Source organism: Sporichthyaceae bacterium (genome assembly GCA_036493475.1).
GTDB lineage: Bacteria > Actinomycetota > Actinomycetes > Sporichthyales > Sporichthyaceae > DASQPJ01.
On record DASXPS010000083.1, the window covers coordinates 18,815 to 44,414 of the forward strand.

The window sequence follows — 25,600 nt, forward strand, 5'->3', positions numbered from 1 at the left end:
GGCGCGACCATAGACACAGAGGCAGATACGTCAATATAGTTTTTGCAATTCGTCAACGCGAAGGGGCGAGCATGAGGCGGCGGCTCGCAACCTTGATGGTGGCGACCACGGTGTCTTGGTGCGCGACCGCCTCCCTCGGCGCGACCGGCGCCGATGCCGCGGGCTCGAGCGTCTTTGCCGCGACCGCCGCCGCGAGCGGCGTGCGAATGACCGTGGAACTGCCGGACGCGCCGGCCACCGACACGCCGGTGGACGGCGGCGGCCCGACCGCGCAGGCCTCGCTCAGCTCGCTGGGGGAGTCGATCGGCTACGCGGCGTTTCCCGATCCCGGCGGTTTGGTGATCTCGGCACCGGGACTGATCGCCGGGCTGTCGCAGTCGCCGATCTCGCCGCCGGAGTATCCGCTGTTCGTCTCCTCGGACGCGACGACCAAGCCGAACGCATCGCTCGACGCCGGACCGTACGCGCTGTCCGCGGTCAGCGACGCGGTGTCCTCCCATGCCGCCGCGACGGCCGGGCTGTTGTCGGACGCCGGCGCCGCCGCCAACGTCTCATCGATCGCGAGCGTCACGTCGAATGCCGGTCGGGTGATTTCCGCCGGGACGACCGATGTCGAGGGGCTGACGATCGGCGCACTGACGGTTAGTCAGATACGTTCATCGGCGCAACTTGCGCAGAACCCGGACGGCTCCAGTACCCCGACCAGCGACCTCGAGCTGACCGGGCTGAGGGTCGGCAACAATCCGATCCAGCTCGCGCCGGACGCCCTCAACCTCGCCAACGCGGCCACCATCCCGCTGCCGATCGGCGCGGCGGCCAACGAACTGCTCAAGGCGCAGGGAATCACGGTCGAGGTGCTCGGCGTGCGCGCGACGAAGGGCACCGTCGTCTCGCCCGCGCTGCAGATCCGCTTCCCGTCACCCGTTCCGGACCTCGGCACCGCCATCGTCACGATCGTGATCGGGAATTCGGTCGCGTCACTGTCGACGACCACGGGCGAGGGGTCGAACCATGCCGGGTCCGGCGCCGTGATCGCGCCGGGCAGCGGTACTCCCACGACGGGCGGCGTGGGCGATGCGCTCGGATCGGTCGGCATCGCCGGAACGGCGCCGGGCGCCGGCCGGGCCGCCGACATCGCGTCGGTCAGTGCCGATCAGACCGGGACTGCGTTGGTCATCCCGCCCCAGCTGCCCATCGACATCAGCAGCTTGTACGTCGTCTGTGCGCTGGCCATCGCGGTGCTCTTCACCATGTCGCAGTTGATCCGGCTGGCAGGAGTACGGGCCCGATGGAGAAGTTGATCGTGGCAGCGCGGCTGCACTGGGATCGCCTCGCCGCGATCGTCGCGGTACTCGCCGGGCTCGTGTCGATCATCCTTGGTTGGTTCGGCGTGAGCGGGCATGCTCTGGTGACCGAGCAGTTGCCGTATCTCGCCTCCAACGCGGTGTTCGGTGGCTTCGCGCTCGGTATCGGCGGGACGCTGTGGCTGTCCGCCGATATCCGCGACGAGTGGGCTCGGCTGGAGCAGATAGGCGAGTCCCTGCATCAGCAGATCGCGGCCCTGCAGCAGCAGGTGGCCGCTTCCTCAGCGCCGGAGCCGGCAAGCAGCCGAATCGACCGGTGAACCAGATTCGCGCCGGGGCCCCCGGCCCGTGGAGCCTCGAGATCTCGATCCGAGTGCTGGCGTTCAACGTGGTCGGCCTGATCCTCATCGTCGTCGGTTGGTACAACTCCGCCGGTTCCGACCAGCCCGGCAGCCAACTGAGGTGGATCGAGGTCGGCGTTGCCGGCTTCGCGGTCGCGACGATCGGCAACGGCATGTGGGTGCTGCGCGGCCGCCGAGCGGTCGGCGCCGCGGCCCGCCAGCTATTCGGCTCGGATCTGCCCGCGGTGTTGCCGTCCGTGCCCGGTGCGCTCGCCGTCGCGCCGGCAGGTTTCGACGTGTTGCTCGCGGCGCCCGGCACGATCCGCTATCACCGCCCGGTCTGCACCCTGCTCAGTGGACACCCGCTGGACTCGCTCGACAGCCACCCGCGGGGCGCCCATGAGCGGATCGGGCGGCGGGCCTGCGAGGTGTGCCGGCCGTGAACCTACTCGCGTATTTGATCGTCGGCATCACCACCGGGTCCATCTACGGCTTGGCCGCCGTCGGCCTGGTGCTGACCTATCGGACGTCGGGCGCCTTCAACTTTGCGCACGGCGCCGTGGCGGCGGCAGCCGCGTTCTTCTTCTACCAGCTGCACGTGACCAACGGCTGGCCCTGGCCGCCGGCCGCCGCCACGGTCGTGACCGTGTTCGCGGTCGGTGGCGGGTTGCTGATGGAGGCGCTGACCCGCCGGCTCGTCGACGTGCCGCAGGTTGTTCCGGTGATGCTCACCGTTGGAATGCTGCTCGGGATCCAGGGTCTGCTGTTTCTGACCTTCGCCAACACCAGCAGCAACTTTCCGGCCTTCCTGCCGCAGCGCGGGTTCACTGTCGGCGGCGTGCTGATCACCGGAGCCGACGTGATCACGATCGGCCTCGCCGCGGGAGCAACCGCGGGACTCTATGCGTTCCTGCGGTTCGCGCGGCTGGGCACGCAGATGCGCGCGGTGGTGGAGAATCCGGACCTGTTGCGGCTGACCGGACAGCGGGCACCGCGGGTGCGCGGCATCGCGTGGGCGATCGGGACGGCGTTCGCCGCGATCACCGGCATGCTGCTGGCACCCGCCCTCGGCCTGGATGCGACGTTGCTGACGTTGCTCGTCGTGCAGGCGTTCGGTGCGGCCGCGCTGGGTCGGTTCGCCAGCCTGCCGCTGACCTACGCCGGCGGTCTGGTCGTCGGCGTCATCGCCAGCTTCGCCACCAAGTTCCTTTCCGCGAAGGGACCGCCGTGGTCCGGCCTGCCGACCTCGGTGCCGTTCCTCACCCTGGTAGTGGTGCTCCTGGTCGTACCCGCTCGCCATTTCCCGGCGCCGGTCGGCACGTTGCGCGCCTCGGTGGCTCGGGCGGCGTCGCTTCGGGAGCGTGCGGGGCAACGGTCCGCCGCCGGAATCGCCGCCACCGCAATCCTGCTGCTGCTGGCGCCGACGTTCGTCGGCACCTATTTGCCGGTGTGGACCAACGGGCTCGTCATGATCGCGGTGTTCGCCTCGCTGAGCCTGCTGGTCTGGGGGTCGGGCCAGATCTCGTTGGGACACGCGGCGTTCGTCGCGGTCGGGGCGAGCACCATGGGTCATCTCGCCGGGACCCACCACTGGCCGTGGTTCCTCGCCGTGCTCGGGGCCGGGGTCGTCGCGGTGCCGCTGGGCGCGGTGATCGCGATCCCGGCGATCCGGGTCGCCGGGCTCTACCTCGCGCTCGCCACGCTCGGGTTCGGCGTACTCATGCAGAACGTCGCCTTCCCGAGCGGGCTGATGTTCGGCCTGGACGGCACCGAGACCGCGCCGCGGCCGGAGATCGCTACCTCGGATCGGGCCTACTACTACGTCGTCCTCGCGGTTGTCGTCGCCTGCTGTGTGCTGCTGGTCGCGATTTACCGCAGTCGACTCGGCCGGTTGTTGCGGGCCCTGTCCGAGACGCCCGCGATGCTGGAAACCCAAGGACTGTCGACCCGGCTCACCCGGCTGCTGGTGTTCTGCCTCTCGGCGTTCATCGCCGGCGTTGCCGGCGCGCTCGCGATCGGGCAGACCGGCAGTGTCAGCGGCGTCGGCTACGGGCCGCTCACCTCGCTGACCTGGCTCGCGGTGCTGACCATCTCCGGCACCCGAATGCTGCGGTCGGCGATTCTCGCGGCCGGCGCCCTCGCGGTGCTGCCTGGCTACATCACGTCCTTCACCGCGGACAAGCAGACGATGGTGTTCGGCCTGGTCGCGATGGGCGCGGCGTTGTTCGCCGCGTACCGGCCCGCGATCGAACGAAGCTTCGCGGCCTGGCAGCCGAGCCGTCCCACCCGCTCGCCGCTGTTCCGGCCGGTCGGGGAGGCGAAGTCGTGAGCGAATTCCTCGAGGTGCGCGGGCTGAGGGTGGCGTACGGGGGCGCAGTGGCCGTGAGCGACGTCAGTCTGGCGGCGGGGGTCGGTCGGATCACCGGCTTGATCGGACCCAACGGCGCCGGCAAGACGTCGACCTTCAACGCGATCAGTGGACTGCTGCGCCCGGCTGCCGGCTCGGTGCGCATCGATGGACGTGACGTCACCCGCACCCGGCCGGCCGGCCGGGCGCAACTCGGGCTCGGCCGCACGTTCCAGCGGGTGCAGGTCTGCGAAGCGATGACCGTCGGGGAGAACATCGCGGTCGGCATCGAGTGCCGGATGGCCGGCGGCAGTGCCTGGCGGCAGGTGGTCCCGCGCCGGCGGGAGCGCGCCGAGATCGCCACCCGCGCCGGTGCCGCGATGAGGATCTGCGGACTGGAGCCGATCCGTGACGCCTACGTCGCCACGCTGTCGACCGGCCGGCGCCGGCTGGTCGAGCTGGCGCGGGTGATCGCCACTGACTTCACGATGCTGTTGCTCGACGAGCCGTCCTCCGGCCTGGACGAAGCCGAGACGACCGCCTTCGGCGCGGTCCTGCAGCGGGTCGTTTCGGATCGCGGCTGCGGCGTCCTGCTGGTCGAGCACGACATGTCGCTGGTGATGGAGCTCTGCGACTACATCTACGTCCTCGACTTCGGCCAGCCGCTGTTCGAGGGCACGCCGGACGAGGTGCGCGACTCGGCCGCGGTCCGCGCGGCCTACCTCGGCACCGACGATCAGGGCGCCGCCGCGTGAGACTCGACCTGGCCGGCGTCACTGCGGGATACGGCGACCTGACCGCGCTGCGCGAGGTCAACCTCACCGTGCCGACCGGAAGTGTCGTGGCGCTGCTCGGGCCCAACGGCGCCGGCAAGAGCACCCTGCTGTCCGTCACCTCCGGGCTGGTACGACCACGGTCCGGCACCGTCTTGCTCGACGGCGTTGACTGCACGCGCTGGGGGCCGGACCGCCGCGCCCGGCGCGGAATCTGCCACGTCACCGAGGGCCGTGCGGTCTTCGGGGGCCTGACGGTCCGTGACCACCTGCGGATCTTCGCCAAGGCCGGGGAGGGGGCCGCCGCAGCGCAGCGGGTGGTGGACGCCTTTCCGCGGCTCGGCCGGCGACTCGATCAGCAGGCCGCAACGATGAGCGGTGGCGAGCAGCAGATGCTCGCGCTGGCCCGCGCCTACGTGACCGGGGCGCCGGTCGTACTCCTCGACGAGGTGTCGCTCGGCTTGGCGCCCGTCCTGGTCGACGAGATCTTCGCCTTCCTGCGCCTGCTGGCGAGCAAGGGCACCACGTTGTTGATCGTCGAGCAATACGTGTCGAAGGCGCTCGCGCTGGCCGACCTGGTCTACCTGCTGGTCCGCGGCCGGATCAGCTACGCCGGCGAGCCGAGCGAGTTCGTCGACGGCGACGTGTTCGCCCAGTATCTGGGAGCCAAAGCATGAGGCGAGGTCTCACCGGCCTGCTCGTGGTCGCGGTCGGGCTCAGCGCAGCGGGCTGCGGCAGTCGGCTGTCGCACGACCGATTGGTGACTGCAGCCGGCGGTCACCTCGAGATCACCGGTTCGCCGAGGAGTGTGCCGACCGGCGTTGGCAGCGCACCGCTCACCACCGCGTCGAGCGCCGCGCCGGCGGCGGGCGCCGGCGGTGGTAGCAACGCCGGCGGTGCCGGCTCGACCGGCCCGAGTCCTACCTCGTCCGCCGACCCGTCCGGCGGTGCCACGAGCTCCCCCAAGGGCACCGGCGCGGGATCGGCCTGCTCCGGTGCGAGCAGCCCGATCGTGATCGGCAGCGTGGGGGAGATCTCCGGGCTGGCCGGCTCCAACAGCCTGGATGGCGTGAACGCCGTACGCGCCTGGGTTTCCGACGTCAACGCCCGCGGCGGGATCGCCTGCCACCCGGTGAACTACCTGGTCGCCGACGACGGCGGCAACCCGTCGACGGCGCAGTCGGAGGTGAAGAAGTTCGTCGAGCAGGATCAGGTGGTCGCGTTCGTCTACATGACCGGCGCGCTCACCGGTCAGAGCACCCAGGCCTACATCGCCAAGCACCAGATCCCGGTGATCGGTAGCGAGGGCGGCGAGAACGAGTTCTACAACAGTCCGTACTACTTCCCGCAGGCCTCGTCGGGGGACCAGTTCATTGCCCTCGGGATCTACGCCGCGGCGGACAACGCGCGCGCCCATCAGATGAGCGCGATCGGCACGCTGTCCTGTGTGGAGGCCGCGGTGTGCACGACGTTGTACAAGAACGCGCCGGCGCTGGCGGCGCAGCGAGGTACCAACGTCGTCTACCAGGGCCAGACCTCGCTGGGCACCCCGGACTACACCGCGAACTGTTTGTCGGCGAAGAGCGCCGGGGTCCAGATGTTCATCATCGCGCTGGACGCCAACAGCCTGCTGCGGGTCGCGAAGAACTGCTCGACGGTCGGCTTCCACCCGACGTTCGCGACGCTGGGGTCCAACGCCGAGGATTCGCTGACCAGCAATCCGGCCCTGGACCGGATGGTGGCCGGCATCCAGACCATCCCGCCGTTCGTCACCGGCAACGCGGCGGTTGCGCACTACCGGTCCGTGCTCGGGCAGCATCTCGCCGGCGCGCGGTACAGCTTCAACTCCATCCTCGGCTGGACCGCCGCGCAACTGTTCGGGCTGGCCGTGAGCCGGGTGAAGGAGCCGACGACGAGCGCGGCGATCCTCACCGGCCTGTACTCGGTGAAGCACGACGACCTCGGTGGGTTGACCGCGCCGCTCACCTTCACCCGCGGTCGCAATGCCCCGTCGACGACCTGCTGGTGGGCGGCGGTCATCGCGGACGGGGAGTACACCAGCCCGAACGGCGCCACCCGCACCTGCATTGGAGAATGACAGTGGTAGCTCAGATTCCGTTTGAGATCGTCACCGATCCGAGCTTCGACCTGCCGGCGGCGCCGCAGTTCGAGGTGCCGCTGTGGAGCGAGACCTACCTGTGGTGCTGCTGGGATCCCGAGCGTCGTATCGGCGTCTACTTCCACCAGGGCACCGCGTTCTTCGACCAGAGCATCTGGCGCAACACGATGACGGTGTGCCTGCCCGACGGCCGGATGATCGAGACCAAGCACTACGGCCGGCCGTCCGGCGGGACGACCAACGGTTGCGAGGCCCTGGGTGTCGTTTTCGACGAGCCGTTGCAGAAGTGGACGGTCCGGCTCAACGGCGCCTGCCAGATCGTCACCCGCGAGGCCAATCGCACCCGGCTGCACACCGACGGTCCGCCGCGGGGCGCCAAGGTCGAGCTCACCTTCACCGCGAAGAACGAGTTGCTCAACCACGGCGTGGTCTCGTGGGGCAAGCTGCACCACAACCAGCACTGCTCCGTCGCCGGCCGGATCGAGGTGGACGGCGAGGTCTACGAGTTCAGCGGTCCCGGGTATCGCGACCACTCCCGCGGCCCGCGTGACCTGACCGGGTACATCGGCAGCGATTTCGTGTGGGCGCAGTTCCCGAGCGGCACGACGCTGATCGCCGCCGACATCTTCATGAAGCAGGAGGGGTGGGGCAAGGCGTACGGGCTGATGAACCGTGATGGCGTGTATACGCCGTTCGACATCGTGAGCATGCCGGACCTCACGTTGTGTGCGAGCGATCCGGGGGCGGTGTTGTTCTCGATCGATGAGGGCAACGGCAACGGGCCGGTCGAGATCACCGGCCGGATCGAGCAGGCCATCAACTTCACCCACAAGTTGCCGGGCACCGAGCTGTGTCTGGGCACCGAGCTCACCACGAACTCCCCGACCGACATGGTCGTGCTGGATTGCTGGACGACGTATGAGTGGAACGGCGAGGTCGGCTACGGGCTGTGCGAGTGGATCACGCCGATCAACCAGCCCCGGCCGGGGAAATCGGCGATCCCGCGGCTGCTCGACATCCCGCTGTTCACGTGGTGACGCTCGCCGACCCGCTGCACGACGGGGACGCGACGAAGGCCGCCTGGACGACCCGCAACGCCGCCGAGGCGATGCCCGGCATCACGACGCCGCTCGGTTGGACGGTGTGGTACCCGCCGTGCGAACTCGCGCTGCGCGGCGCGTTCTGTGATCTGGGTGGGTTGCGCCGCGATGACGTCGTGCTGCCCGCGGCGCTCGACGAGCGATTCGTCGGCGTCTTCTATGGTCGGTTCGCCGGCAACATCGACCTGATGCGACGCATGGGTGACCAGATGCCGGGGTCGTCCGGGGCCGCGGTCGAGGAACAGTACTTCGCCTCGGCGCGGGACATCCCGAGCAGCCGTGACCTGACCCGGCTGCCGCTGGTGGTGGGCAAACTCCCGTACAGCGCCTGGCGGGCGCGCCGCCGGATTCGCGAGCTGGCGTCGGTGACCGAGGCGTGGTGGGCGGCGAGCGTCGTGCCCGGCGCGGTGCCCGACGGGGATGGCACCCGGGAGGTGTTGCGGGACGCGATTTCCCGGCTCGAGGTCATCATCCGGGCGCACACGATCGTGTCGATGATCGGGCAGGGCACCTTCGAGCAGGTACGGCGACTGTGCGAGTCCATCCAGGCCGAGGGCCTTGAGTTCGAGCTGACCACCGCGCAGGACGCGGTGCACGAGTCGGCGTTGATCAATGACCTGTGGGCGGTGGCGCACGGGCGGCTCGCCATGGCGGAGTTCCTTGCGCGGCACGGCTTTCATGGCCCGGCCGAAGGACAGCTCGCCGGCAAGTCGTGGCGCGAGGACCAAGCCCCGCTGCGGGCGTTGCTCGATGCCTACCGGGCCAGGGAAGCGCCGCTGCAGAGCAGTGGTGCCACCCAGCGGGCCGCGGCCGAGACGAAGCTGTTCGGCGCGCTCGGTCGCGCTGGGCGGGTGCGGGCCCGACTCGTGCTGCGACTGGCGCGCAGCTACATCCCGCTGCGCGAGGTCGGCCGGGCGACCTTTCTCAAGGCGTTCGATGTCGCTCGCGCGATGTGCCGGCAGATCGGCTGCGAGCTGCACGCCGATGGCGTCATCGACGATGCCGCGGACGTGTTCTATCTGACGCTGGACGAGGTGCTCGCCACGCGCGGCGGCGACCTGCGTGACGTGGTGGCCGGGCGACGCCGCACCCGTGAGCAGTACCTGACCCTCGAGCTACCCGACGCCTGGATCGGGCCGCCGGTCGCGACCCCGATCACTGCTACCGACGACGGTGACGTCGGCTCCGTCGAGGGGATCGCCGGCATCGGGGTGAGCCCGGGCGTTGCCGAGGGGCGCGCGGTCGTCGTGCTGGACCCGGCCGATCCCGACGATCTGGCGGACGGCGACATCCTGGTCTGCCGGACCACTGACCCCAGCTGGGCGTCGTTGTTCTTCCTGGTGTCGGCGTGCGTGATCGACATCGGCGGAGCGATGAGCCACGGCGCGATCGTTGCCCGCGAGCTCGGCCTGCCCTGCGTCATCAATACCCGGGTCGGCACCCGCGATCTGCGTACCGGCGATCGGATCCGGGTGGATGGCGCGGCCGGGACGGTGACGATCCTGTCCCGTTAGTGGTGTGGCTGCGGCATCCGCAGCGTTACCTGCGGCCGGGCGGCTTGGCGTTGCGCATTCAGGCTGGCGAGCACCGGCACCATGACGCCGATCTCGACGACGAGCATGAGGGCGCCGGCCGCGCGCTGGTCGGCCACCGCCGACAGTCCCCACAGGCCATCGCCGCCGCCGTGCAGGGGATCGGTGGTGAGCAGCAGGGCCAGGCCGAGCAGCGCGTTGGCCTGGCCGGCGACGATGACGGCGATCTGCCGTGCGGCCGGGGGTGCCACCCGCCGCCCGGCGCCGAGAACGCAACGCCAGAACGCGACGCCGGTCACCAGCACGGTGCCGCCCCGCACGATCTGCCACGCCGAGCCGGTGTGGTCGTGGGCGGCGGGCAGGTGCCAGAACCACAGCACGGTAGGTGCGGCGAGGGTCGCCGCGAACAGCTGTCGGCGTGCCCCGGGCCGGTAGCTACGGTCGCGCGCCGGGAACAATCGGGCGAGCAGCACCGGCACACCCACACCGAGCAGCATCAGTTGCAGCATCAGCGCCAGGTGGGACGTCTCGCCGGCCATGGGGTGCATCGACATCCCGGCGTTCTCGGTGAGGCCGCGGGCGATCGCCCATGCGATCCCGAGCTCGACCGCCGCGAGCCCGAGCAGGAGAACAAGGCTCGGCCCGCCCTTGCGCGTCGGGCCGCCGAGGCCCAGGAGCTGCCGCAGCCGCGCGACGATCATCGCCACCAGCACGCAGCAGGCCACGTCGCTCTCCTTGCCTACAGCTCGCGCAGCACGAGGGTCGTCGGTCCGGTCAGCCGCACGCGCCAGGTGGCGCGCCCGTCGTGGCCGGCGGTCACGGTGCCGTCGCCGGCCAGGTACGTCGCGCCCGGCCGGAGGCGGTCCAGCACGAAGTCGGTGCTGGCCTCCCGAGAGCCGGCCGGAACGTCGAGGACGAAGCTGACCGTGTCCCCGTTCGGTTGTGCCGCTCGGACGACGACGTCGGCACGCGGTGCCTCAACCAGGCGCGGGCCGGTGTAGCGGGTCAGCCCGTTGACCGCCGCGTGCAGCCCGCCGGGGACGTTGAGACGTCCCATCGCGGTCATGTTGCGGGTGAAGCTGGACAATCCCCGGCGATTTCCGGTGTCGTCCGCCGGCCAGTTGCGGTCGATCGTGCGCAGCGTCGCCTCGACGATGGCGGGTTCGTTCATCTCGCGGGCCGAGGCGGCCAGCACCGAGTAGGCCGTCGCTTCGTTGCGGCGGTAGTTGCCGGGATCGAGATTATCCAGCGGCGTGGTGGTCAGCCGGGCAAACCCGTCGTCGTCGATGCGCACGAAGCGGTGCTTGTAGATCGCCCACTGCCGGGCCGCGATGTCGGGGTACAGGCCGTTGAGGAGGAACGTCACGTACAGGTCCGACGCGCGCGCCGTGCCCGGCAAAAACGCGCCGAGATGCTTGGAGCGCACGACCTTGAGCGACCCGTCGTGCTGCGTGAACTCGCGCTCCAGCGCCTCACGGAAGCGGGGCCGCAGCTCGGCGCCGAAGTCCGAACCGGTGGCGTTGTCGTGGGCGGTGATGCCGCTCAGTGCGATCACGTTGCAGATCAGGTAGGTCCAGTTGGGCTCGCACGGATACGCGCAGACGTAGGACGCCGACATCTGCCGGGCGATGTGGCCGGCGATGGAGTCTGCGTCGTAGACGTAGTGGTGCGAGCCGTCGTCGAAGGTGAGCGCGCCGGGCGCGCAGAAGCGTCGATCGCCGGTGGCGCCTTCGTAGAGCCCGAGCGAGAGCAGCAGGTAGCCGCTGAGCATCACGTTCTCGCGGTGGATCGGATCGGGATCCCAGCGCAGGTTGCCGACGAGGTTTTCGTAGCGCCAATAGGTCCAGACCTTCGGCGCCAGGTGTTTGACGATGAGGTTGCGTTGCGCCTCGCCGAGCCAGCCGTCGAAGGCGGTATAGCGGCCGTGGTGGGCGAGCGAGAGCGTCCAGCCGGCCGTGGTGAGTTGGTATCGCCAGGCGGCCTCGCGGAATTGGTCGATGGTGGTGAACCCGTCGAAGGAGTCCAGCGGTTGCAGGGCCAGATCGGCCAGCGGTCGGACGGCCGCCAGCTCGGCGTCGGTCGCCGGGGCCGCCGCGCCGATGGTGGGCTCGGGCCAGTGCACGGACGACAGCACGCGATTCAGTTCACGGCCCCGGGCGCGAGCCGCGTCGTGCCGAATGCGATCACCGATGCCGGCGGCGCCAACGAGCACCGCGACGGCGACGGGGACGGCGACCCGCAGGTCCCCGGATCGGCCGTCCGCCGCGACCGCGGAGAGCACCGCGGCCGTGGCCCACACCAGCGGCGGTCCCAGCACGATCCCGACGAGTAACCAGCCGAACAACGCGATTGCGAACAGGACGAGGGCGACGGGGGTCAGCCACCAGAGGCTGCCCATCGGCAGCCCGGCGCCGGGCAGCGCAAGCCCGACGCCGAGCGCGGACAGGCGATCGCCGCCGAGCACGATCAGCGCGAGTGCCAGGACCTCGACGCCCGCGAGGACCGTGACCGCGCGGCGCACGATCCGGGCGGTGTTCGGCCCGCGGGCCGGTGCCTCGGGGTCGAGCAGGGTCATCGGCCGCTCGGCCAGGGTGGTCATCAGGAGACCAGGTCGCCGAGGCGCCCGCTCTGCACCTTGCGCATCAAAGCCGGGCTGATCCGCTCGGCCATCGCGGCGCCCTTGGCCAGCCCCGGCAGGATGATGAGCTTCTTGCGGGCCAGGCCTTTCTCGATGGCGGCCACGATCTTCTCCGGTGAGGTGGCCATCGACTTCTTGCGCTTCTTCGGGTCGGCGAAGAAGTCCACCGCCATCGGGGTGGCCACCGCGGCCGGGCAGACGATGCCGATCGTCACGCCCTTCCCACGGTGCTCGTGGTCGACGCTGACCAGGTAGTTGATGACGGCGGCCTTGGTCGCGCCGTACGCGGCCATCTTCTTCGGCGGTACCAGGCCGGTGGCCGAGGCGAGGACGGCGAACTCGCCGCGTCCGCGTTCCAGCATCAGCGCAAGGACGACGTCGACGAGGTTCACCACGCCGAAGTAGTTGACCCGGGTCATCAGTTCGACGTCGGCCAGGGAGACGGAGAACGTCGCGCCCACGCGCGCGATGCCGGCGCTGCCGAGCGCGTGCTCGATCGGGCCGATCGCCTCGATCTGACGGACCGTCTCGGCCAGTGCGGCGCGGTCTGCGACGTCGGTGCTGAACGTCATCACGGCGTCGCCGAACTCGGTCGCGACCGCGTCCAGGTTGTCCTTGGCGACGTCGATGACCGCGACCCGGAAACCGCGCTGCACCAGGCGCCGTGTCGCTGCCAGGCCGATGCCGCTCGCGCCTCCGGTCACCAGAGCGATGGGTTGCGCCATGGTTCCTCCGCGGGTGTGTGTCGGCCAGGATGCAAAACCATTCTGGTACCGGGTGGTACCAATTACCAGGCCCGCGCCGAGGTTCCTGCCAGAACGGCGTGGCGGAGGTCCGTCGGGTCGCACAGCAGCGCCCGCAGTCCGTGGGCACGGCGCAGCCGCAGGTGGCTGTCCACTTCCCAGGTGAACCCCATGCCGCCGTGGTTCTGGATGTCGTCGCGGGCGTTGGTGACTGCCGCGTCCGCCGCGACCAGCAGCGCGCTCGCGGCCAGTTGGGCCGCGTCGGCGTCGGTCAGGGCGGCCAGCAGGCACAGCTGCGTCGCGGCGTCGGCCCGGGTGGCCATGTCGGCGCAGCGCTGTTGGACCATCTGGAACCCGCCGATCGGGCGACCGAACTGCTCCCGTACGGACGTGTGGGCGACGCTGCCCGCGACCGCGGCCTGCGCGATCCCGGCCAGCTGCGCGGCGACGAGCAGTATCGCCAGCGTCCACGGCCGTGTTCCCTCGACGTAGCACTCGACGTCGGAGTCGAGGGTGACCAGCGCCGGCCGGGCGCCGGGGTCCATCGAGTCCGGTGTCGCCGCGATGGCACCGGCAGGCAGCGCGCCCAGCAGCGCGGCCCGGTCGGGGGAGAGCACGAGCCAGGCCCCGGCGTCCTCGCGATCGACCGTCCGGAACGAACCTGACGGTTCATCAGTAGTGAGTATGCCCACGGGGAGCCCGGCCATCACCTCGGCCAGCAGCGGGCTCCCGGTGGCGTGCGCGACCGTCGCGGCGACAGTGGTCCCCAGGTACGGGCCGGGCGTGAGGGTGCGCCCGAGAGCGTGATGGATCAGCGCGAGTTCGCCGGTGCCCAGGCCGAGGCCGCCGGCGTCCTCGGGGATCGCCAGGCCGAACCACCCCTGGGCGGTGGCCTTGTCCCAGACCCCGAGGTCGCGCACCGGACCGTCGGCCCGCGTTCGCAACGAAGCGGCGGCCGCCACCGGGTCCAGCAGGTCGGTCGCCGCGTCGATGATGGCGCGCTGCAGGTCGTCGGGAAGCAGGTCGAGGGGCATGTCGTCACCGCCCCCGCGGGAGGCCGAGGACCCGCTCGGCGACGATGCTGCGCTGCACGTCCTTGGTGCCGGCCGCGATTGTCGTCGCGAACAGGTAGAGGTAGTCGTGGACCCAGGGGCTGCCCTCCTGCAGTCCCTCCAACCCGCGCAGGTCGACCGCAAGCGCGCTGACGCGCTGCTGCAGCTGGGAGAAGAGCAGTCGCACCATCGAGGCCTCGGGGCCGGGCAGCGTGCTGCGCGCGTTGCGGCTGACCACGGCCAGGGTCATCGCGAGGACGGCGTGGGCCTCGGCCCGGGCGGTGGCCAGGCGCTCGGCCCACCCGGCGTCGCAGATCAGCGTCCGGCCGGCGCGGTCGGTTCGGGTACGGGCGAGCTCGACGAGTTCGTCGACCCGGGCGACCAGCTCGACCTGCTCGGGCAGGAAGCCGGTGCCGCGCTCGAAGGACAGCGTGGACATCGCGACGCGCCACCCGTCGTCGATCGTGCCGACAACGTTGGACAGCGGGATGCGGACGTCGTCATAGAAGACCGCGCAGAAGTCGTCATGCCCGGTGATCGTGGTGATCGGGCGTGCCTCGATGCCCGGGGTATCCATCGGGCACACGACCCAGGTGATGCCGTCCTGCCGCCGGGCCCCGGTCGAGGTGCGGACCAGCAGCTCCTGCTGCTGCGCGTGGTGGGCGTAGGACGTCCAGATCTTCTGCCCGTTGACCACGAGGTGGTCACCGTCTACGGCAGCGCGGGTCGACAGCCCGGCCAGGTCGCTACCGGCGCCCGGCTCGCTGAAGCCCTGGCACCAGATCTCCTCGCCGGACAAGATCGCCGGCAGGTGACGCTGCTTCAGCTGCTCGTCGGCGCAGGCAATCAGCGTCGGGCCCGCGTGGGCGTTGCCGACGAAGCAGACGCCGGTCTCGGTCGGAGCGCCGGCCCGGGCGTACTCCGAATACCAGATGACCTGCTGCACCAGGGAGAGCCCGCGGCCGCCGTACTCGGCGGGCCAGCTGATGCCGGCCCAGCCCGCGTCGAACTGGCGGCGTTGCCAGGCGCGGTCGAACTCCACCATGGCCCGGCCGTCGTACGGGCGCCGCTCGCGCGGGGCGTTCTCCGCCAGCCAGGTGGCGACCTCGTCGCGGAACGCCCGCTCCCCGGCGGTCAGCGTGAGGTCCAACAGCGCTCCCGGTTCGGCGGAGTTCGACAACAGTGAAGATGATTTTATGTATTTCGCTGGGGTTGCGCTAGCACTGCTCGGTGGGCGCCTCGACGGGAACGGGGTCGCTGATGACGCTCACCCGGCCGGTCGAGCCGTCCAACTCGACGACCTGACCGGTCCGCAGTCGATGGCTCGCGCCGGGAACGGCGACAACGCAAGGAATCCCGCATTCACGCGCGACCACGGCCGCGTGCGACATCTGGCCACCGGTGTCGGTGAGCACACCGGCGGCGAGCCCGAAGTAGGGGGTCCACCCCGCATCGGTGAAGGCGGCCACCAGGATCTCGCCCGGCTCCAGATCGATGAGGTCATCCGGGTCGAGAATGCGGACCGTCCCGCGCACGACCCCGGCGGACACCCCGATGCCGGAGGCAGTGTCACCGCTGCGCAGTCCGTCGTCCGGGGCTTCGGGGACCCAGTTGCCGGAGAAGAATGCCGGGACCCGCACCGTGCGGAGCAGGTCGCGCTGCGCACGTCGAAGCGTGACCTGCTCACACGCATCCGCGGGGAGGACGAGCAGCTGATCCAGCGTCAGATAGAACGCATCCTCGGGTGCATTCAGCAGCCCGGCGGCCGCGAGTCGACGGCCGCGTTCGAGCGCGGTCAGGCGGTAGGCATGCGCGCCGCGCACCCAGGCGTCGCGGGCGAGCTCCCGGGAGTGGTGCAGCCGATGGCACCGGGCCGCGATCGGACGCAGCGGTGCCCTCACCGACACGGGCGCGTCGAAGGCTCGGGCCGGTGCCTGTGCGGTCTTGGCCACCACGTCGAGAAACCGGTGCGGCGCGATGGCGAAGACCTCGCCGGCCAGTTCGAGCTCGCGCGGCCCGCGGTGCCCGTGCTCGGCGACGGCGGCGCGCAGTCGACCGGTGAAAGCCGAGTGCGTCCGGTCGAGGACATCCAGTGCCGCATTCCCCGCACCGAGGGCAGCGGTCACCGCCTGCCGCAGCGCGGGGTCGGCCCGCAGCTCACCGGCCAACGACGTAGTGGCACGCAGCGCGGCGGCGCTCGCCAGGTCGCCGTCGTCGGCGCGGTCGGTCATCAGCGACCCCAAACCGTGGTCGGACAATGCCCCGGTCACCGACGCGACGAACGCGGCCGCGTTGGACGACACGGCGGACGCGTCGACGCAGATGTCGTGGCTGAGGCTGAGGCGACCGAGCAGTTGCTCGTCGGTGAGTTGCCGCAGCGCCGCGGGAACGCGGAAGACCCCGCGCGCCTGACGATCAACGCGCTCGGCCTCCCCGCGCACGGCCGCGATCGAACGGATCGCGGCGACGCCGATGCGGGCTTTGTCCCGGGTCGAGAGCTTGACCTGAGGCGCCGTCACTTCGACCCCACCGAAAAGCGCTTCCCAACCCGAGGACCCGGACGAGCCCGGCATCGCGTTGGCCAGTGCCAGGATCACGGACAGGTTCGCGAACACGCCGTGGCCGAAGGACGCGGTGGAGCGGTCGGCCACGAGGTCGGCGATGTGCCGGGGGAGCTTGACGAGGTCGCCCATCGCCGCACCCGCGGTGCGCATGGAATCCATGGCGAGCTCGAGAGACAGCGGCGTCAGCGGACCCGGCATGGCCTCGGAGGTGTTGGCCGAGGTGAAGGCCGGGATGGCCGGATCGACCAGCGAGTCGAACTCCCCGTTCAGCCCGGCCGGCCCGGCCGGGTGCATGCCCGGCGACGGTGGTAGCTCCGGATGTACCCGGCCGCGATAGCCAAAGGGCGAACGCCGCGGCAGGGCACGCCCGAGGATGTAGGTCCGCCCGGCGCTGGCGCGGGCGAAGTCCTCGACGCACTCCCGCGAGGTCCAGCCGCACCGGAAGCCGAGCTCGTCCAGTCGCGGGGTGTCGACGATCGGGAACCACAGCATGCCGCGGAAGCTGCCGGGGTCGAGGTCGCCCAGGCCGGTCTTCCAGAGCCCGGCGACCAGCTTCTCCAACGTGCTGCGGGAGAGTTCGACGTACCGGCGGCCGAGGATCTCGGCGATCTCCCGCATCGCGACGGTGTCCGGCGCGGCCAGATTCACCGGCCCGGACCAGCGCTCGCCGACAGCGCGGGCGAAGAACCGCCCGACATCTTCCGGATGCAGGAACTGCATCGTGTTCGTGTAGCCGCGCACACCGGGCAGGACCGGTGACGCGAAGTTCTCCGCGATGATGTTGTCCGCCTGCCGCCCGATCACGGTGCCGGCGCGGATCATCAGTGCGTCCAGGCCGCTGGCCATGATCAGCTGCTCGGCCTCGAGCTTGTGCACCGAGTAGGCGCTGTCCGGGTCGGGACGCTGGGGTGAGCTCTCCAGCAGCCGCGGCGGATTGTCCTGGTGGCAGCCGTACGACATGACGCTGGAGGCGAAGACCAGCCGTTTCACGCCGTGCCGATTCATCGCATCGATGACGTTTCGGGTGCCCCCGATGTCGATGCCGTGGGTGATCGAGACGTCCTTGTTCGGGTACAGGTTCCACGCCAGGTGGACCACGGCGTGCATGCCCTCGACGGCGTCGCGCACCTTCCGCACGTCGCGGATGTCGGCGGCCCGGTAGTCGGACATGCCCGGCGGCAGCCGGTCGGGCCGGGTGCGGGACAGCCCGACGACCTCATGGCCGTGCATGGCCAACCGCCGGACGACGTCCCGCCCGAACACCCCGGACGCGCCGGTGACCAGAACCTTCACGCACTGACTCCCATGTACTCCGCGAAGATCGCCGAACCGTCCAGTTCGCCGGGCTCGCCGCTGAACACGACGCGCCCGTGGTTGAGCAGGAAGACGTAGTCGGCGACCTCCAGCGCCCGGGTGACGTACTGCTCGACGAGCAACAGCGCGGTGCCCCGGGCGGCCAGGTCGCGCAGGAAGGCGAAGATCTCGTCGACGATCTTCGGGGCCAGCCCCATGCTGACCTCGTCGAGCAGCACGTACGTCGGCCGGCTGACGTAGGCCTTGGCCAGCGCGAGCATCTGCTGCTCGCCCCCGCTCATCGTCCCGGCGACCTGGGACAGCCGCTGGCCCAGTCGCGGGAACGCGGCGGTCGCCTTCTCGACGGCATCGGCGATCCCGCGTCCGCGCGCCTGCACGAGCAGGTTCTCTTTCACCGTCAGCGACGGGAACACGCCGCGGCCCTCGGGCACGTGGCAGATGCCCGCGCGCGCCACCGCATCGGGGCTGCGCGGATACGGCTCTGCGTCCAGCGTCATGGTGCCGCCGGTGGGGCGCAGCAGTCCGCTGGCCAGCCGCAGGGTGGTCGTCTTGCCGGCGCCGTTGGGTCCGAGCAGCGCGACAACGCTGCCGCGGGGGACCCACAGCGACAGGTCGCGCAGCACCGTCACCCCGCCGTAGCCGGCCTGCACGTTCGTCAGCTCCAGCACGTCAGGCCTCCTGCAGCCGGGCGTGGACCGGGCCGCCCTTGGCGCGCAGCTCGTCGCGCGAACTGCCCAGGGCGCCCGGTCCGAGCGGGCTTGCCGTCGCCGACCGGCCGGTGAGCAGCACGGCAAGGATCGCGGCCAGGCCGAAGCCGGGCAGGAAGTACTGGGTGGTGTTCGGGTCGCTGATGTAGCCGTACGGCAGCGTCAACATGGCCGCGGCGAACAGCGGTGCGCTGACCCGGCCCCGGCCACTGATCGCCAGCACCGAAAGCCACAGCAGCGACGACAGCGGGAAGAAGGCCTGGCTGGACGTCGACAGGCCCTGGGCACCGAGCAGGGCACCGGCGATCGCGGCCATCCACGCCGAGATGCAGAACACCAACACCTTGGTGACGTTGACGCTGAGGCCGGCGGTGGACAGCGCCGTGGGGCTGTCCGCCATCGCCTGCAGCAGGCGGCCCAGCCGGCTGCGGCTGATCGCCACCACCAGCCACAGCGCGGCCACCGCAATGGCGAGCAGCACGTAGTAGAAGGCGCGATCGGAGCGGAAGCCGTCCGGCCGGGCCACCGCCCGGTTGTTCAGCTTCCCGAACATGAACGTCGTGGTGTACAGCAGTTGCTGGACGAGCACACCGAACCCGAGGGTCGCGAGCGCGAGGTAGAGCCCGGACAGCCGGATCGCCGGCAGTGCCACCAGCGCGCCGGCCGGGACCGCCACCAACCCGACCCCGATCAGCGCGAGGGCCCACGGCACGCCGGAGTTCTGCAGGTGGTGGAAGGTCGTCCCGCCGAGCGCCGCGAACGCGGCATGGCACAGCGAGATCTGGCCCGACGTGCGGACCAGCAGATTCAACGAGGCGAACAGCACCACGAACGCGGCGGCGCCGGCGTAGAGCGGCAACCGCGCGCCGACCAGGTCGGGCACCAGGATCGCGCCCACCAGCGCGATCGCGAGCAGGGGGAGCTTGGCCGGGCGCGGAATCGGATCCAGTGGCGGGGGCAGCCGCCGGTCGGCGCCCGCGGCGCCCAGCCGGCTCGTCCGGACCGCGATCAGCACTACCACCAGGACCAGGAAGGGCACCGACCCGGGCAGCCCGGACAGCGACTCGTAGGTGGCGGTCCACTTGCCGACCAGCGCCTGCGCGACGCCGATGCCCAGACCACCGAGCAGCGTCAACGGCAGGCTGCGGAACAGCCCCACCGCCGCGGCACCGAACGCCTGCAGCACCAGCAGGCTGAGGAAGAGCGAGTCCAGGCCGGCGGTCGGCGCGATGAGGATTCCGGACAGTGCGGCGAACACCGATCCGGTCACCCAGGCGGTCCGCCGGACCAGCGCGGTGCTGGTACCGGCCAGCGCGAGCAGGTCGGGGTTGTCGACCACCGCGCGCATCTGCGTGCCGAGCGCGGAGAACCGGAAGAAGGCGACCAGGCCGCCCACCGTGCCCAGCGCGATCAGGAACGTCGCGAGTTGGTCGTAGCCGACGACGATGCCGGCGAGCGGGAATCCGTGCGTGGGCAGGAAGCCGGGGAAGACCAGCGGCGTCGCGCCGTAGTGCGCGATCAGCAGGCCGACGATGCCGATCTGCAGACCGATCACCGCAACGACCTTGTAGGCGACCGTGGTCTCGGCCAGGCGCCGGGCCAGCAGTTCCAGCAGCAAGCCGAAGACCGGCGCCACCAGCCCGAGGACGACGATCAGCGACAGCCAGGCCGGCAGACCCTGCTTCTCCCGGACTTCGAAGTACGCGTAGGCGCCGAGTGCGCCGGTCGAACCGTGGGCGAGGTTGAACACGCCGCTGGTGACGTAGGTCAGCGTCAGGCCGGTCGCGGTGAGCGCGTAGACCGCGCCGCTGACCAGGCCGACGACGAGGACGGCGAGATAGGCGTTCACCGGCCGCAGATTCCGCAGCCGGCGGCGTCGTCCGGGGCCGGTTCGATCGGCTTCCCCGCGAGCAGCGGGCACTCCGGCAGGTGTGCGCGCGTCATGCCCGGCGCGCGTACCAGGCCGCCGCTCGGCACCGACATGTCAGCCACGGCTTCGCCGGCCCGGGTCGGCCGGGCCAGCGCCGCGAACTGCACCGCACGTCGCGCGGCGACGCGCCGCCGCGCCCGAGCGACGACGCGGCCGGACAACAGCCAGTACAGCGCCACCGCGGCCGTGGCGACGTCGAGCCAGGGCAGCTGCTTCGATGTCCGACCGTGGCCGGCGGCCTGATACCAGCACACGGTGAGCAGGATCAGGCAGGCCCCGCCGGCGGCCGCGACCAAGCGGGCCTCGCGCGGCAACCAGGGCAGAGCCGGGGTCCGGGTGGGGGCGGCCATGTGCTCAGGCCTCACCGCGCGAACCCGGCGAGGCGGCCACCCGGTGCCGGGCCCGCCCGTCATCGATCGGCGCTGCGGGCGGCTCGGGCGTGGGCAGCGCCACCCCGGCGTCGTGCAGCGCACGCAGCACCTCGGTCTGGGCGAGGATTGCCGCCTCGACAGCGTCCATCTTGCGCCACTCGTCGCGCAGGTCGGCCGAGAGCCACAGCGTGGTCGCGGTGGCCAGCGCGAAGATCCCACCGAGACCGCAGGAGATCAGGTACGGCAACTGGCCGGCGACGATGCCCTGGCCGCTGACGCCGTACCAGCCGTCAACGAGCAGCACCACGCCGACCACACCCGACAGGACGGCCAGCGCGCGGTCCGGCTGCGAGCGGAGGAAGGTCAGCGGGTCCACGGCAGGGCCTTTCGCAGGACGGCGAACAGACCGCTCGAGCCGAGCAACGCGGCGCCGGCGAGCACGAGGATGAGATAGCAGGACAGCACCGTCCCGGAGACGCCGGTCCGCGCCACGACCCGGTCGGCCTGAGGCTGCATCAGATCGACGGTTCGCGGGGCCGAGCTGAGCGCACCGGTGCTGGGCCCGACGGCGGTGCCGGGCAGGGCCGCGTTGTCGATACCGGTGGCGCCGGGCGCGGCGGCGGCGGTATCGGTCGGCGCGGTCGAGGTAGCGGCGCTCTGGTCGAAGCTCTGCGCGTCGGCGTTCGCTGACACCTGCCCGAAGATGTAACGGGTGATGACCGGGACGCCGCTCTGCGGGTCCTTCTGGGTCAGGCTGATCTGCACGCCGGCCGAGGTGATGCTGGTCTTGGTCTGGCTCTGCGTGATGTAGGTGAGTTCGATCCCCGCTTGCTTCAGGATCGTGTTGAGCGCGGTCACGTCGACCGGTGTGCTTTGGCCCGGCGCACCGGTGAACCCCTTCGGGCCGAACGCCGCAGGGGTGCCGGCCACCGAGACCGTCCCGATCGTGAACGAGCTGGCCGGGGTGAACACCCCGCCGGGGGTGACCGTGCCGGTCGCGTTCGCGATGAGCCCGGACAGCTGAAGCAGGCCGCCACCGACGCTGACCCCGGTCGCGTCCGACGTCGCGACCGCCGTGGTGGTCCCCGCCGGGTTCTGCCCGGCCCCGGCGGTGGCTGCGACGTGCGCGACCGAGACCCCCACCCCGCCCTGCACGCTGGAGCTGCCGGACTCCCCCTTTGCGGAGGCGCTGGTCGGTGTGCAACTGGAGGTCATCGTGTACGGCAGCCGCCCGGGTAGCCCGGCGCCCTCGGTATCGGGGACGCTCACCGACTGCGTGTCACCGGCGCACCGCGCGTTCGCCACCAGCGGGTAGCCCGGCATTGCGAACGGCAACTGGTGACCCTGGTCGGCCGCCAGACCGCCGATGAGGCCCGGCGCGGAGACGGCGAGATCCCCGGGGTAGGGGTAGCTGGAGAACGCCTGCTGATTGACCGAGGACGAGCTGGCCTGGGCCACCGGGGCCGACAGGTCGATCGGCGTCTGGGCGACAGGGAACTGGTCGGAGGACATCATCAGCCGCAGGCCGACTGCCGCCGCGCCGGCCTGGTAGCTGCCGGCCGCCCGCGCGCTGTCCTGCCCGGCCCCGACCGCCCCGATGGTGCCGACCGCGATCAGGGTCAGCGCCCCGGCGGCGCGGGTCGCGCGGCGTCTCGTCATGGTCGACATGCCGTCCTCAGTCCGTTCGGTGTCTGCCATGCTGCGCCATCCGTGGCCTGCATGACGAACCAGCACTTGGAGTCCGGGGTGGGCGCGCCGCTGGTGAGATTGATGGGCGGGACCAGGCCGCCCAGGGTCTCGTTGCGGATCCCGCCTGCGGCCTTCATCAGCGCGGCCGAGGTGACCGTCGCGTCGGTCTTGCCGACCACGTGGAGGAAGCGCTCGAACAACAGGCCGGCGGTCCAGCCGAGGGGCGCCGCCGGCCCGGCGGGCCGGGAGCCACCGTAACGTGCGAAGGCTGTGACATAGCGTTTGTAGGTGGGGTTCTCGGCGTCCTTACCGGTCAGACAGCAGAACGGCATCGTGGGCAGCTGAAGCCGGATGTTGCCGAGGCCCGGCTTCGTTTGGGTGTCGGGATTGACGCTTGCGTAGAGCTGTACCCACCTCGGGTTGAATCCCTGGCGTGCGCAGGACTGGCCAATGCGCTGCAGCCCGGACGGATCGACGATGGCCATCGCGGTAGTCACGCCGGCGGCCTTCATCGCCGAGCATTCACTGGTGAAGTCCAGCTGCGTTAGGCTGATCTGCTTGGTGTAGGCCAGGTCGAGCCCGTTCTTCGTAGCGTATTGATCGTCGACGATCCAGGTCTTCCCGTCGGCGCAGGCGCGCGCCTCCTGGCAGTAGAGGAAGCCGAACTTGTTGTTCGCGGTGCCGGCGTGGGCCGCCTCGTAGGCGATCGCCCAGATGCTGCTCTGCGGCGCGGCGCATTGATTGACGAAGGCGCGGGACTCGTTGTAGACGGACGAGCCGCAGTCGCCGCCGATCGACGGGACGCCTTTGCTCTCCAGGTAGGACCGGTAGCCGGCCGCGGTGAGGGTCGCCATCGAGCCGACCAGCGCGACGGCACCGTCGTTCTCCACGCAGCCGCGGACCTCGGCGAGGGCCACATTCGGGTCCGACCCGGAGTCCTTCACCAGCAGCCGGATCTGGTGGCCGTTCACGCCGCCGCCCGCGTTCACGTCCCCGACCCAGGCTTGCAGACCGTTCACACCCTGGGCGATGGCCGCGCCGGGCGGTCCGTCGAGCTCGGAGACCGAACAAATGGTGATCGGCTTGTTGTCGGTCTTGACCGCGGCCGTTGCGGTGCGCCCGGTGCCCGCGGTGTTGCCCTTGATCGGCGTGCTGCCGGGCGCCGGTGACGGGGTGCTCGCCTGCGGCCCGGGCCGGGCCGATAGGCCACCGGCCGGCGTGGCGACGCGTGGCACCGCGACCGCGACGGGGGCAGTTGCCGCAGTGCCGGAGTCAACAGCGGCGCGCTCGCCGCTGGAGGGCGCGCCGATGCCGCTGGAGTCCCGGCCGAGCGTGGTGGTCGAGCCATGGTTCAGCGCGGTCAGCTCGGCCTGGGTCAACCGTGACCCGCAGCCGGCCAGCAGGGTCAGACCCAGCGCGCCGGGCAGCACCACGCGCAGAGCTCGCCCGCCCCTGGACTTGGCCGTCACTGTCGGCATGTCGGCTTCAATCCGTTCGGGACCTGCCAGGCGCCGCCATTGCGGGCGACCATGGTGAACCAGCATCTGGAGTCCGGCGTTTTCTGACCGACAGTCAGATTGATCGGGGCCACGGATCCGCCGAGCGTCTCATGCTTGATCTGGCCGGCGACTTTCAACAGGGCCGCGGAGGTGACGGTGGGAGTGGTCTTGGCGACGTCGGTGAGGAAGCGCTCGAACAGCAGGCCGGCGGTGAAGCCGATGACGGCCGCCGGGCCGGCGGGCCTGCTGCCCCCGTAGCGCTGGAAGTCGGTCACGTAGCGCTGGTACGCGGCGTTCTGCGCGTCCTTGCCGGTGACGCAGCAGAACGGCATGACCGGCATCTCCAGCCGGATGTTCCCGAGCCCGGCCTTCGTGGGGGTGTCCGGGTTCACGCTCGCGTACGGCTGGGTCCAGATCGGGTTGAATCCCTGCCGTGCGCACGACTGGCCGAGCCGCTGCAGGGCGGATGGGTCGGCGACGGTGAGCACGGTGGTCGCGCCGGCGGCCTTCATCGCCGAGCACTCACTGGTGAAGTCCAGCTGCGTCAGGCTGAACACCTTGGTGTAAACGAGGTTGAGGCCGTTCTTCTCGGCGAAGCGCTCCTCTATCTCCCAGTGCTTACCCTCGGCGCACGTCTGCGCCTCCTGGCAGGTCAGGAAGGCGAACTTGTTGTTCGCTGCGCCCGCGTGGGCCGCCTCGTAGGACAGGGCCCAGTAGTTGTTCTCGACCGTGGCGCACTGATTGAACAGAACGGGGGAGTCGTTCCAGGCACTCGACCCGCAGTCGCCGCCGATCGCCGGTACGCCCTTGCTCTGCAGGTAGGGCATCATGCCGCGGCTGGTGAACGGCGCCATCGACGCGACGAGGGCGACCGCGCCCTGGTTCTCCACGCAGTCGCGGGCGTCGGCGAGCGCGACGTTCGGGTCGGAGCCGGAGTCCTTGACCATCAACCGGATCTGATGCCCCGCCACTCCGCCGTGCGAGTTCACGTCGCCGACCCAGGCCTGCGCCCCGTTCACGCCCTGCGCCAACGCGGCGCCGGCCGGTCCGCCGAGCTCGGAGACCGAGCAGATGGTGATCGGCTTGTTGTCGGTGCGCGGCGCGGCCGCCGCGGCGCCGGTGCTCGTCGCGCTGCCCGCGTTGTTGTTCTTGGTCGAAGGCGTAGCGGTGCCCGGCACCGGCAACGTGCTGCTGCTCGGACCGGGGCGCGGTGCGGTGCCACCGGCCGTTGTCGGAAGGGGTAGGGCGCTCGGTGCGGCCACGCCCGGGTTGGTAGCCGTCGAACCGGTGGCGGTGCCCGTCGCAGCGCCGGTTCCGCCGGCGTCCTCGGTGACCGTGGTGACCGAGCCACCGTTGAGCGCGATCAGCTCACCCTGGCTCAGCCGCGACCCGCACCCCGCCACGAGGGCGAGGCCGAGGGCCCCGGGCAGGACCGCGCGGAGAACGCGGGAACGGCGCGCAAACATGCAGCTCCTGGGGCCGGGAAACGGGGAGCGTCACAGCTCGTTCGCTGCCTTCGGACGATACGTGGTGCAGCCCGCTTCGGGAAGACGATAGTGAAGATGATTTGTAGGGAT

The 25,600-nt window shown here is 70.8% G+C and carries 22 protein-coding genes; 9 read left to right on the plus strand and 13 right to left on the minus strand.

Features of this window, described 5'->3' with window-relative positions:
- Window positions 1–98: 98 nt before the first annotated feature.
- The 9 genes from VGJ14_09255 to VGJ14_09295 are packed head-to-tail and all read left to right on the plus strand — an operon-like array spanning window position 99 to window position 9,498.
- Window positions 99–1,301, plus strand: a complete 1,203-nt coding sequence (locus VGJ14_09255; protein ID HEY2832600.1) for a hypothetical protein — start codon at window positions 99–101, stop codon at window positions 1,299–1,301.
- The gene (locus VGJ14_09260; protein HEY2832601.1) at window positions 1,289–1,624 is read left to right on the plus strand and encodes a hypothetical protein; all 336 of its coding nucleotides are present in this window, start codon (window positions 1,289–1,291) and stop codon (window positions 1,622–1,624) included. Before VGJ14_09255 ends, VGJ14_09260 begins: the two co-directional genes overlap by 13 nt.
- Window positions 1,621–2,088, plus strand: a complete 468-nt coding sequence (locus VGJ14_09265) for a hypothetical protein (protein HEY2832602.1) — start codon at window positions 1,621–1,623, stop codon at window positions 2,086–2,088. The genes VGJ14_09260 and VGJ14_09265 overlap by 4 nt, the downstream gene beginning before the upstream one ends.
- The gene (locus VGJ14_09270) at window positions 2,085–3,974 is read left to right on the plus strand and encodes an ABC transporter permease (protein ID HEY2832603.1); all 1,890 of its coding nucleotides are present in this window, start codon (window positions 2,085–2,087) and stop codon (window positions 3,972–3,974) included. The genes VGJ14_09265 and VGJ14_09270 overlap by 4 nt, the downstream gene beginning before the upstream one ends.
- Window positions 3,971–4,747, plus strand: a complete 777-nt coding sequence (locus VGJ14_09275) for an ABC transporter ATP-binding protein (protein ID HEY2832604.1) — start codon at window positions 3,971–3,973, stop codon at window positions 4,745–4,747. Before VGJ14_09270 ends, VGJ14_09275 begins: the two co-directional genes overlap by 4 nt.
- Entirely contained in the window at window positions 4,744–5,442 is a 699-nt protein-coding gene (locus tag VGJ14_09280) for an ABC transporter ATP-binding protein (GenBank protein HEY2832605.1), read from the plus strand. Before VGJ14_09275 ends, VGJ14_09280 begins: the two co-directional genes overlap by 4 nt.
- The gene (locus VGJ14_09285) at window positions 5,439–6,863 is read left to right on the plus strand and encodes an ABC transporter substrate-binding protein (GenBank protein HEY2832606.1); all 1,425 of its coding nucleotides are present in this window, start codon (window positions 5,439–5,441) and stop codon (window positions 6,861–6,863) included. Before VGJ14_09280 ends, VGJ14_09285 begins: the two co-directional genes overlap by 4 nt.
- Window positions 6,860–7,921 carry a hypothetical protein gene (locus tag VGJ14_09290; GenBank protein ID HEY2832607.1) on the plus strand — a complete coding sequence of 354 codons (1,062 nt, stop codon included), beginning with the start codon at window positions 6,860–6,862 and terminating at the stop codon, window positions 7,919–7,921. Before VGJ14_09285 ends, VGJ14_09290 begins: the two co-directional genes overlap by 4 nt.
- Window positions 7,915–9,498, plus strand: coding sequence for a PEP-utilizing enzyme (locus VGJ14_09295; protein ID HEY2832608.1), 1,584 nt, complete (start codon window positions 7,915–7,917; stop codon window positions 9,496–9,498). The genes VGJ14_09290 and VGJ14_09295 overlap by 7 nt, the downstream gene beginning before the upstream one ends.
- Here the strand turns inward: VGJ14_09295 and VGJ14_09300 are convergent.
- From VGJ14_09300 to VGJ14_09360, 13 genes are all read right to left on the minus strand, one after another.
- Window positions 9,495–10,241 carry a cytochrome c oxidase assembly protein gene (locus tag VGJ14_09300; protein HEY2832609.1) on the minus strand — a complete coding sequence of 249 codons (747 nt, stop codon included), beginning with the start codon at window positions 10,239–10,241 and terminating at the stop codon, window positions 9,495–9,497. The two genes, VGJ14_09295 and VGJ14_09300, sit on opposite strands and share 4 nt — an antisense overlap.
- A 14-nt stretch (window positions 10,242–10,255) precedes the next feature.
- Window positions 10,256–12,115 carry a hypothetical protein gene (locus VGJ14_09305; protein ID HEY2832610.1) on the minus strand — a complete coding sequence of 620 codons (1,860 nt, stop codon included), beginning with the start codon at window positions 12,113–12,115 and terminating at the stop codon, window positions 10,256–10,258.
- On the minus strand, window positions 12,115–12,879 hold the full coding sequence (locus VGJ14_09310; GenBank protein ID HEY2832611.1) for an SDR family NAD(P)-dependent oxidoreductase: 765 nt from the start codon (window positions 12,877–12,879) through the stop codon (window positions 12,115–12,117). The genes VGJ14_09305 and VGJ14_09310 overlap by 1 nt, the downstream gene beginning before the upstream one ends.
- A 62-nt stretch (window positions 12,880–12,941) precedes the next feature.
- The gene (locus VGJ14_09315; GenBank protein HEY2832612.1) at window positions 12,942–13,931 is read right to left on the minus strand and encodes an acyl-CoA dehydrogenase family protein; all 990 of its coding nucleotides are present in this window, start codon (window positions 13,929–13,931) and stop codon (window positions 12,942–12,944) included.
- 4 nt (window positions 13,932–13,935) lie between these two features.
- Window positions 13,936–15,129 (minus strand): acyl-CoA dehydrogenase family protein, encoded by a 1,194-nt coding sequence (locus VGJ14_09320; protein ID HEY2832613.1) that lies wholly within the window; start codon window positions 15,127–15,129, stop codon window positions 13,936–13,938.
- Between the two features lie 37 nt (window positions 15,130–15,166).
- A complete protein-coding gene (locus VGJ14_09325) occupies window positions 15,167–17,806 on the minus strand; it encodes an NAD-dependent epimerase/dehydratase family protein (GenBank protein ID HEY2832614.1) in 2,640 nt (879 codons plus the stop codon).
- Window positions 17,803–18,495: an ABC transporter ATP-binding protein gene (locus VGJ14_09330; GenBank protein HEY2832615.1), complete on the minus strand. Its 693-nt coding sequence runs from the start codon at window positions 18,493–18,495 to the stop codon at window positions 17,803–17,805. Before VGJ14_09330 ends, VGJ14_09325 begins: the two co-directional genes overlap by 4 nt.
- A 1-nt stretch (window position 18,496) precedes the next feature.
- On the minus strand, window positions 18,497–20,383 hold the full coding sequence (locus tag VGJ14_09335; GenBank protein HEY2832616.1) for an ABC transporter permease: 1,887 nt from the start codon (window positions 20,381–20,383) through the stop codon (window positions 18,497–18,499).
- Window positions 20,380–20,829 carry a hypothetical protein gene (locus VGJ14_09340; GenBank protein HEY2832617.1) on the minus strand — a complete coding sequence of 150 codons (450 nt, stop codon included), beginning with the start codon at window positions 20,827–20,829 and terminating at the stop codon, window positions 20,380–20,382. Before VGJ14_09340 ends, VGJ14_09335 begins: the two co-directional genes overlap by 4 nt.
- Window positions 20,819–21,211 carry a hypothetical protein gene (locus VGJ14_09345; GenBank protein ID HEY2832618.1) on the minus strand — a complete coding sequence of 131 codons (393 nt, stop codon included), beginning with the start codon at window positions 21,209–21,211 and terminating at the stop codon, window positions 20,819–20,821. Before VGJ14_09345 ends, VGJ14_09340 begins: the two co-directional genes overlap by 11 nt.
- Window positions 21,199–22,494, minus strand: a complete 1,296-nt coding sequence (locus tag VGJ14_09350; GenBank protein HEY2832619.1) for a hypothetical protein — start codon at window positions 22,492–22,494, stop codon at window positions 21,199–21,201. Before VGJ14_09350 ends, VGJ14_09345 begins: the two co-directional genes overlap by 13 nt.
- Entirely contained in the window at window positions 22,491–24,002 is a 1,512-nt protein-coding gene (locus VGJ14_09355; GenBank protein ID HEY2832620.1) for an ABC transporter substrate-binding protein, read from the minus strand. Before VGJ14_09355 ends, VGJ14_09350 begins: the two co-directional genes overlap by 4 nt.
- Window positions 23,990–25,489: an ABC transporter substrate-binding protein gene (locus VGJ14_09360; GenBank protein ID HEY2832621.1), complete on the minus strand. Its 1,500-nt coding sequence runs from the start codon at window positions 25,487–25,489 to the stop codon at window positions 23,990–23,992. The genes VGJ14_09355 and VGJ14_09360 overlap by 13 nt, the downstream gene beginning before the upstream one ends.
- Window positions 25,490–25,600 lie beyond the last annotated feature (111 nt).

Excerpts from the sequence above, each read along its gene's own strand:
- VGJ14_09260 (HEY2832601.1), top strand. The coding sequence starts at position 1,289 with ATGGAGAAGTTGATCGTGGCAGCGCGGCTGCACTGGGATCGCCTCGCC.
- VGJ14_09285 (HEY2832606.1), top strand. The coding sequence starts at position 5,439 with ATGAGGCGAGGTCTCACCGGCCTGCTCGTGGTCGCGGTCGGGCTCAGC.
- VGJ14_09290 (HEY2832607.1), top strand. The coding sequence starts at position 6,860 with ATGACAGTGGTAGCTCAGATTCCGTTTGAGATCGTCACCGATCCGAGC.
- VGJ14_09305 (HEY2832610.1), bottom strand. The coding sequence starts at position 12,115 with ATGACCACCCTGGCCGAGCGGCCGATGACCCTGCTCGACCCCGAGGCA.
- VGJ14_09310 (HEY2832611.1), bottom strand. The coding sequence starts at position 12,879 with ATGGCGCAACCCATCGCTCTGGTGACCGGAGGCGCGAGCGGCATCGGC.
- VGJ14_09315 (HEY2832612.1), bottom strand. The coding sequence starts at position 13,931 with ATGCCCCTCGACCTGCTTCCCGACGACCTGCAGCGCGCCATCATCGAC.
- VGJ14_09350 (HEY2832619.1), bottom strand. The coding sequence starts at position 22,494 with ATGACGAGACGCCGCGCGACCCGCGCCGCCGGGGCGCTGACCCTGATC.
- VGJ14_09355 (HEY2832620.1), bottom strand. The coding sequence starts at position 24,002 with ATGCCGACAGTGACGGCCAAGTCCAGGGGCGGGCGAGCTCTGCGCGTG.
- VGJ14_09360 (HEY2832621.1), bottom strand. The coding sequence starts at position 25,489 with ATGTTTGCGCGCCGTTCCCGCGTTCTCCGCGCGGTCCTGCCCGGGGCC.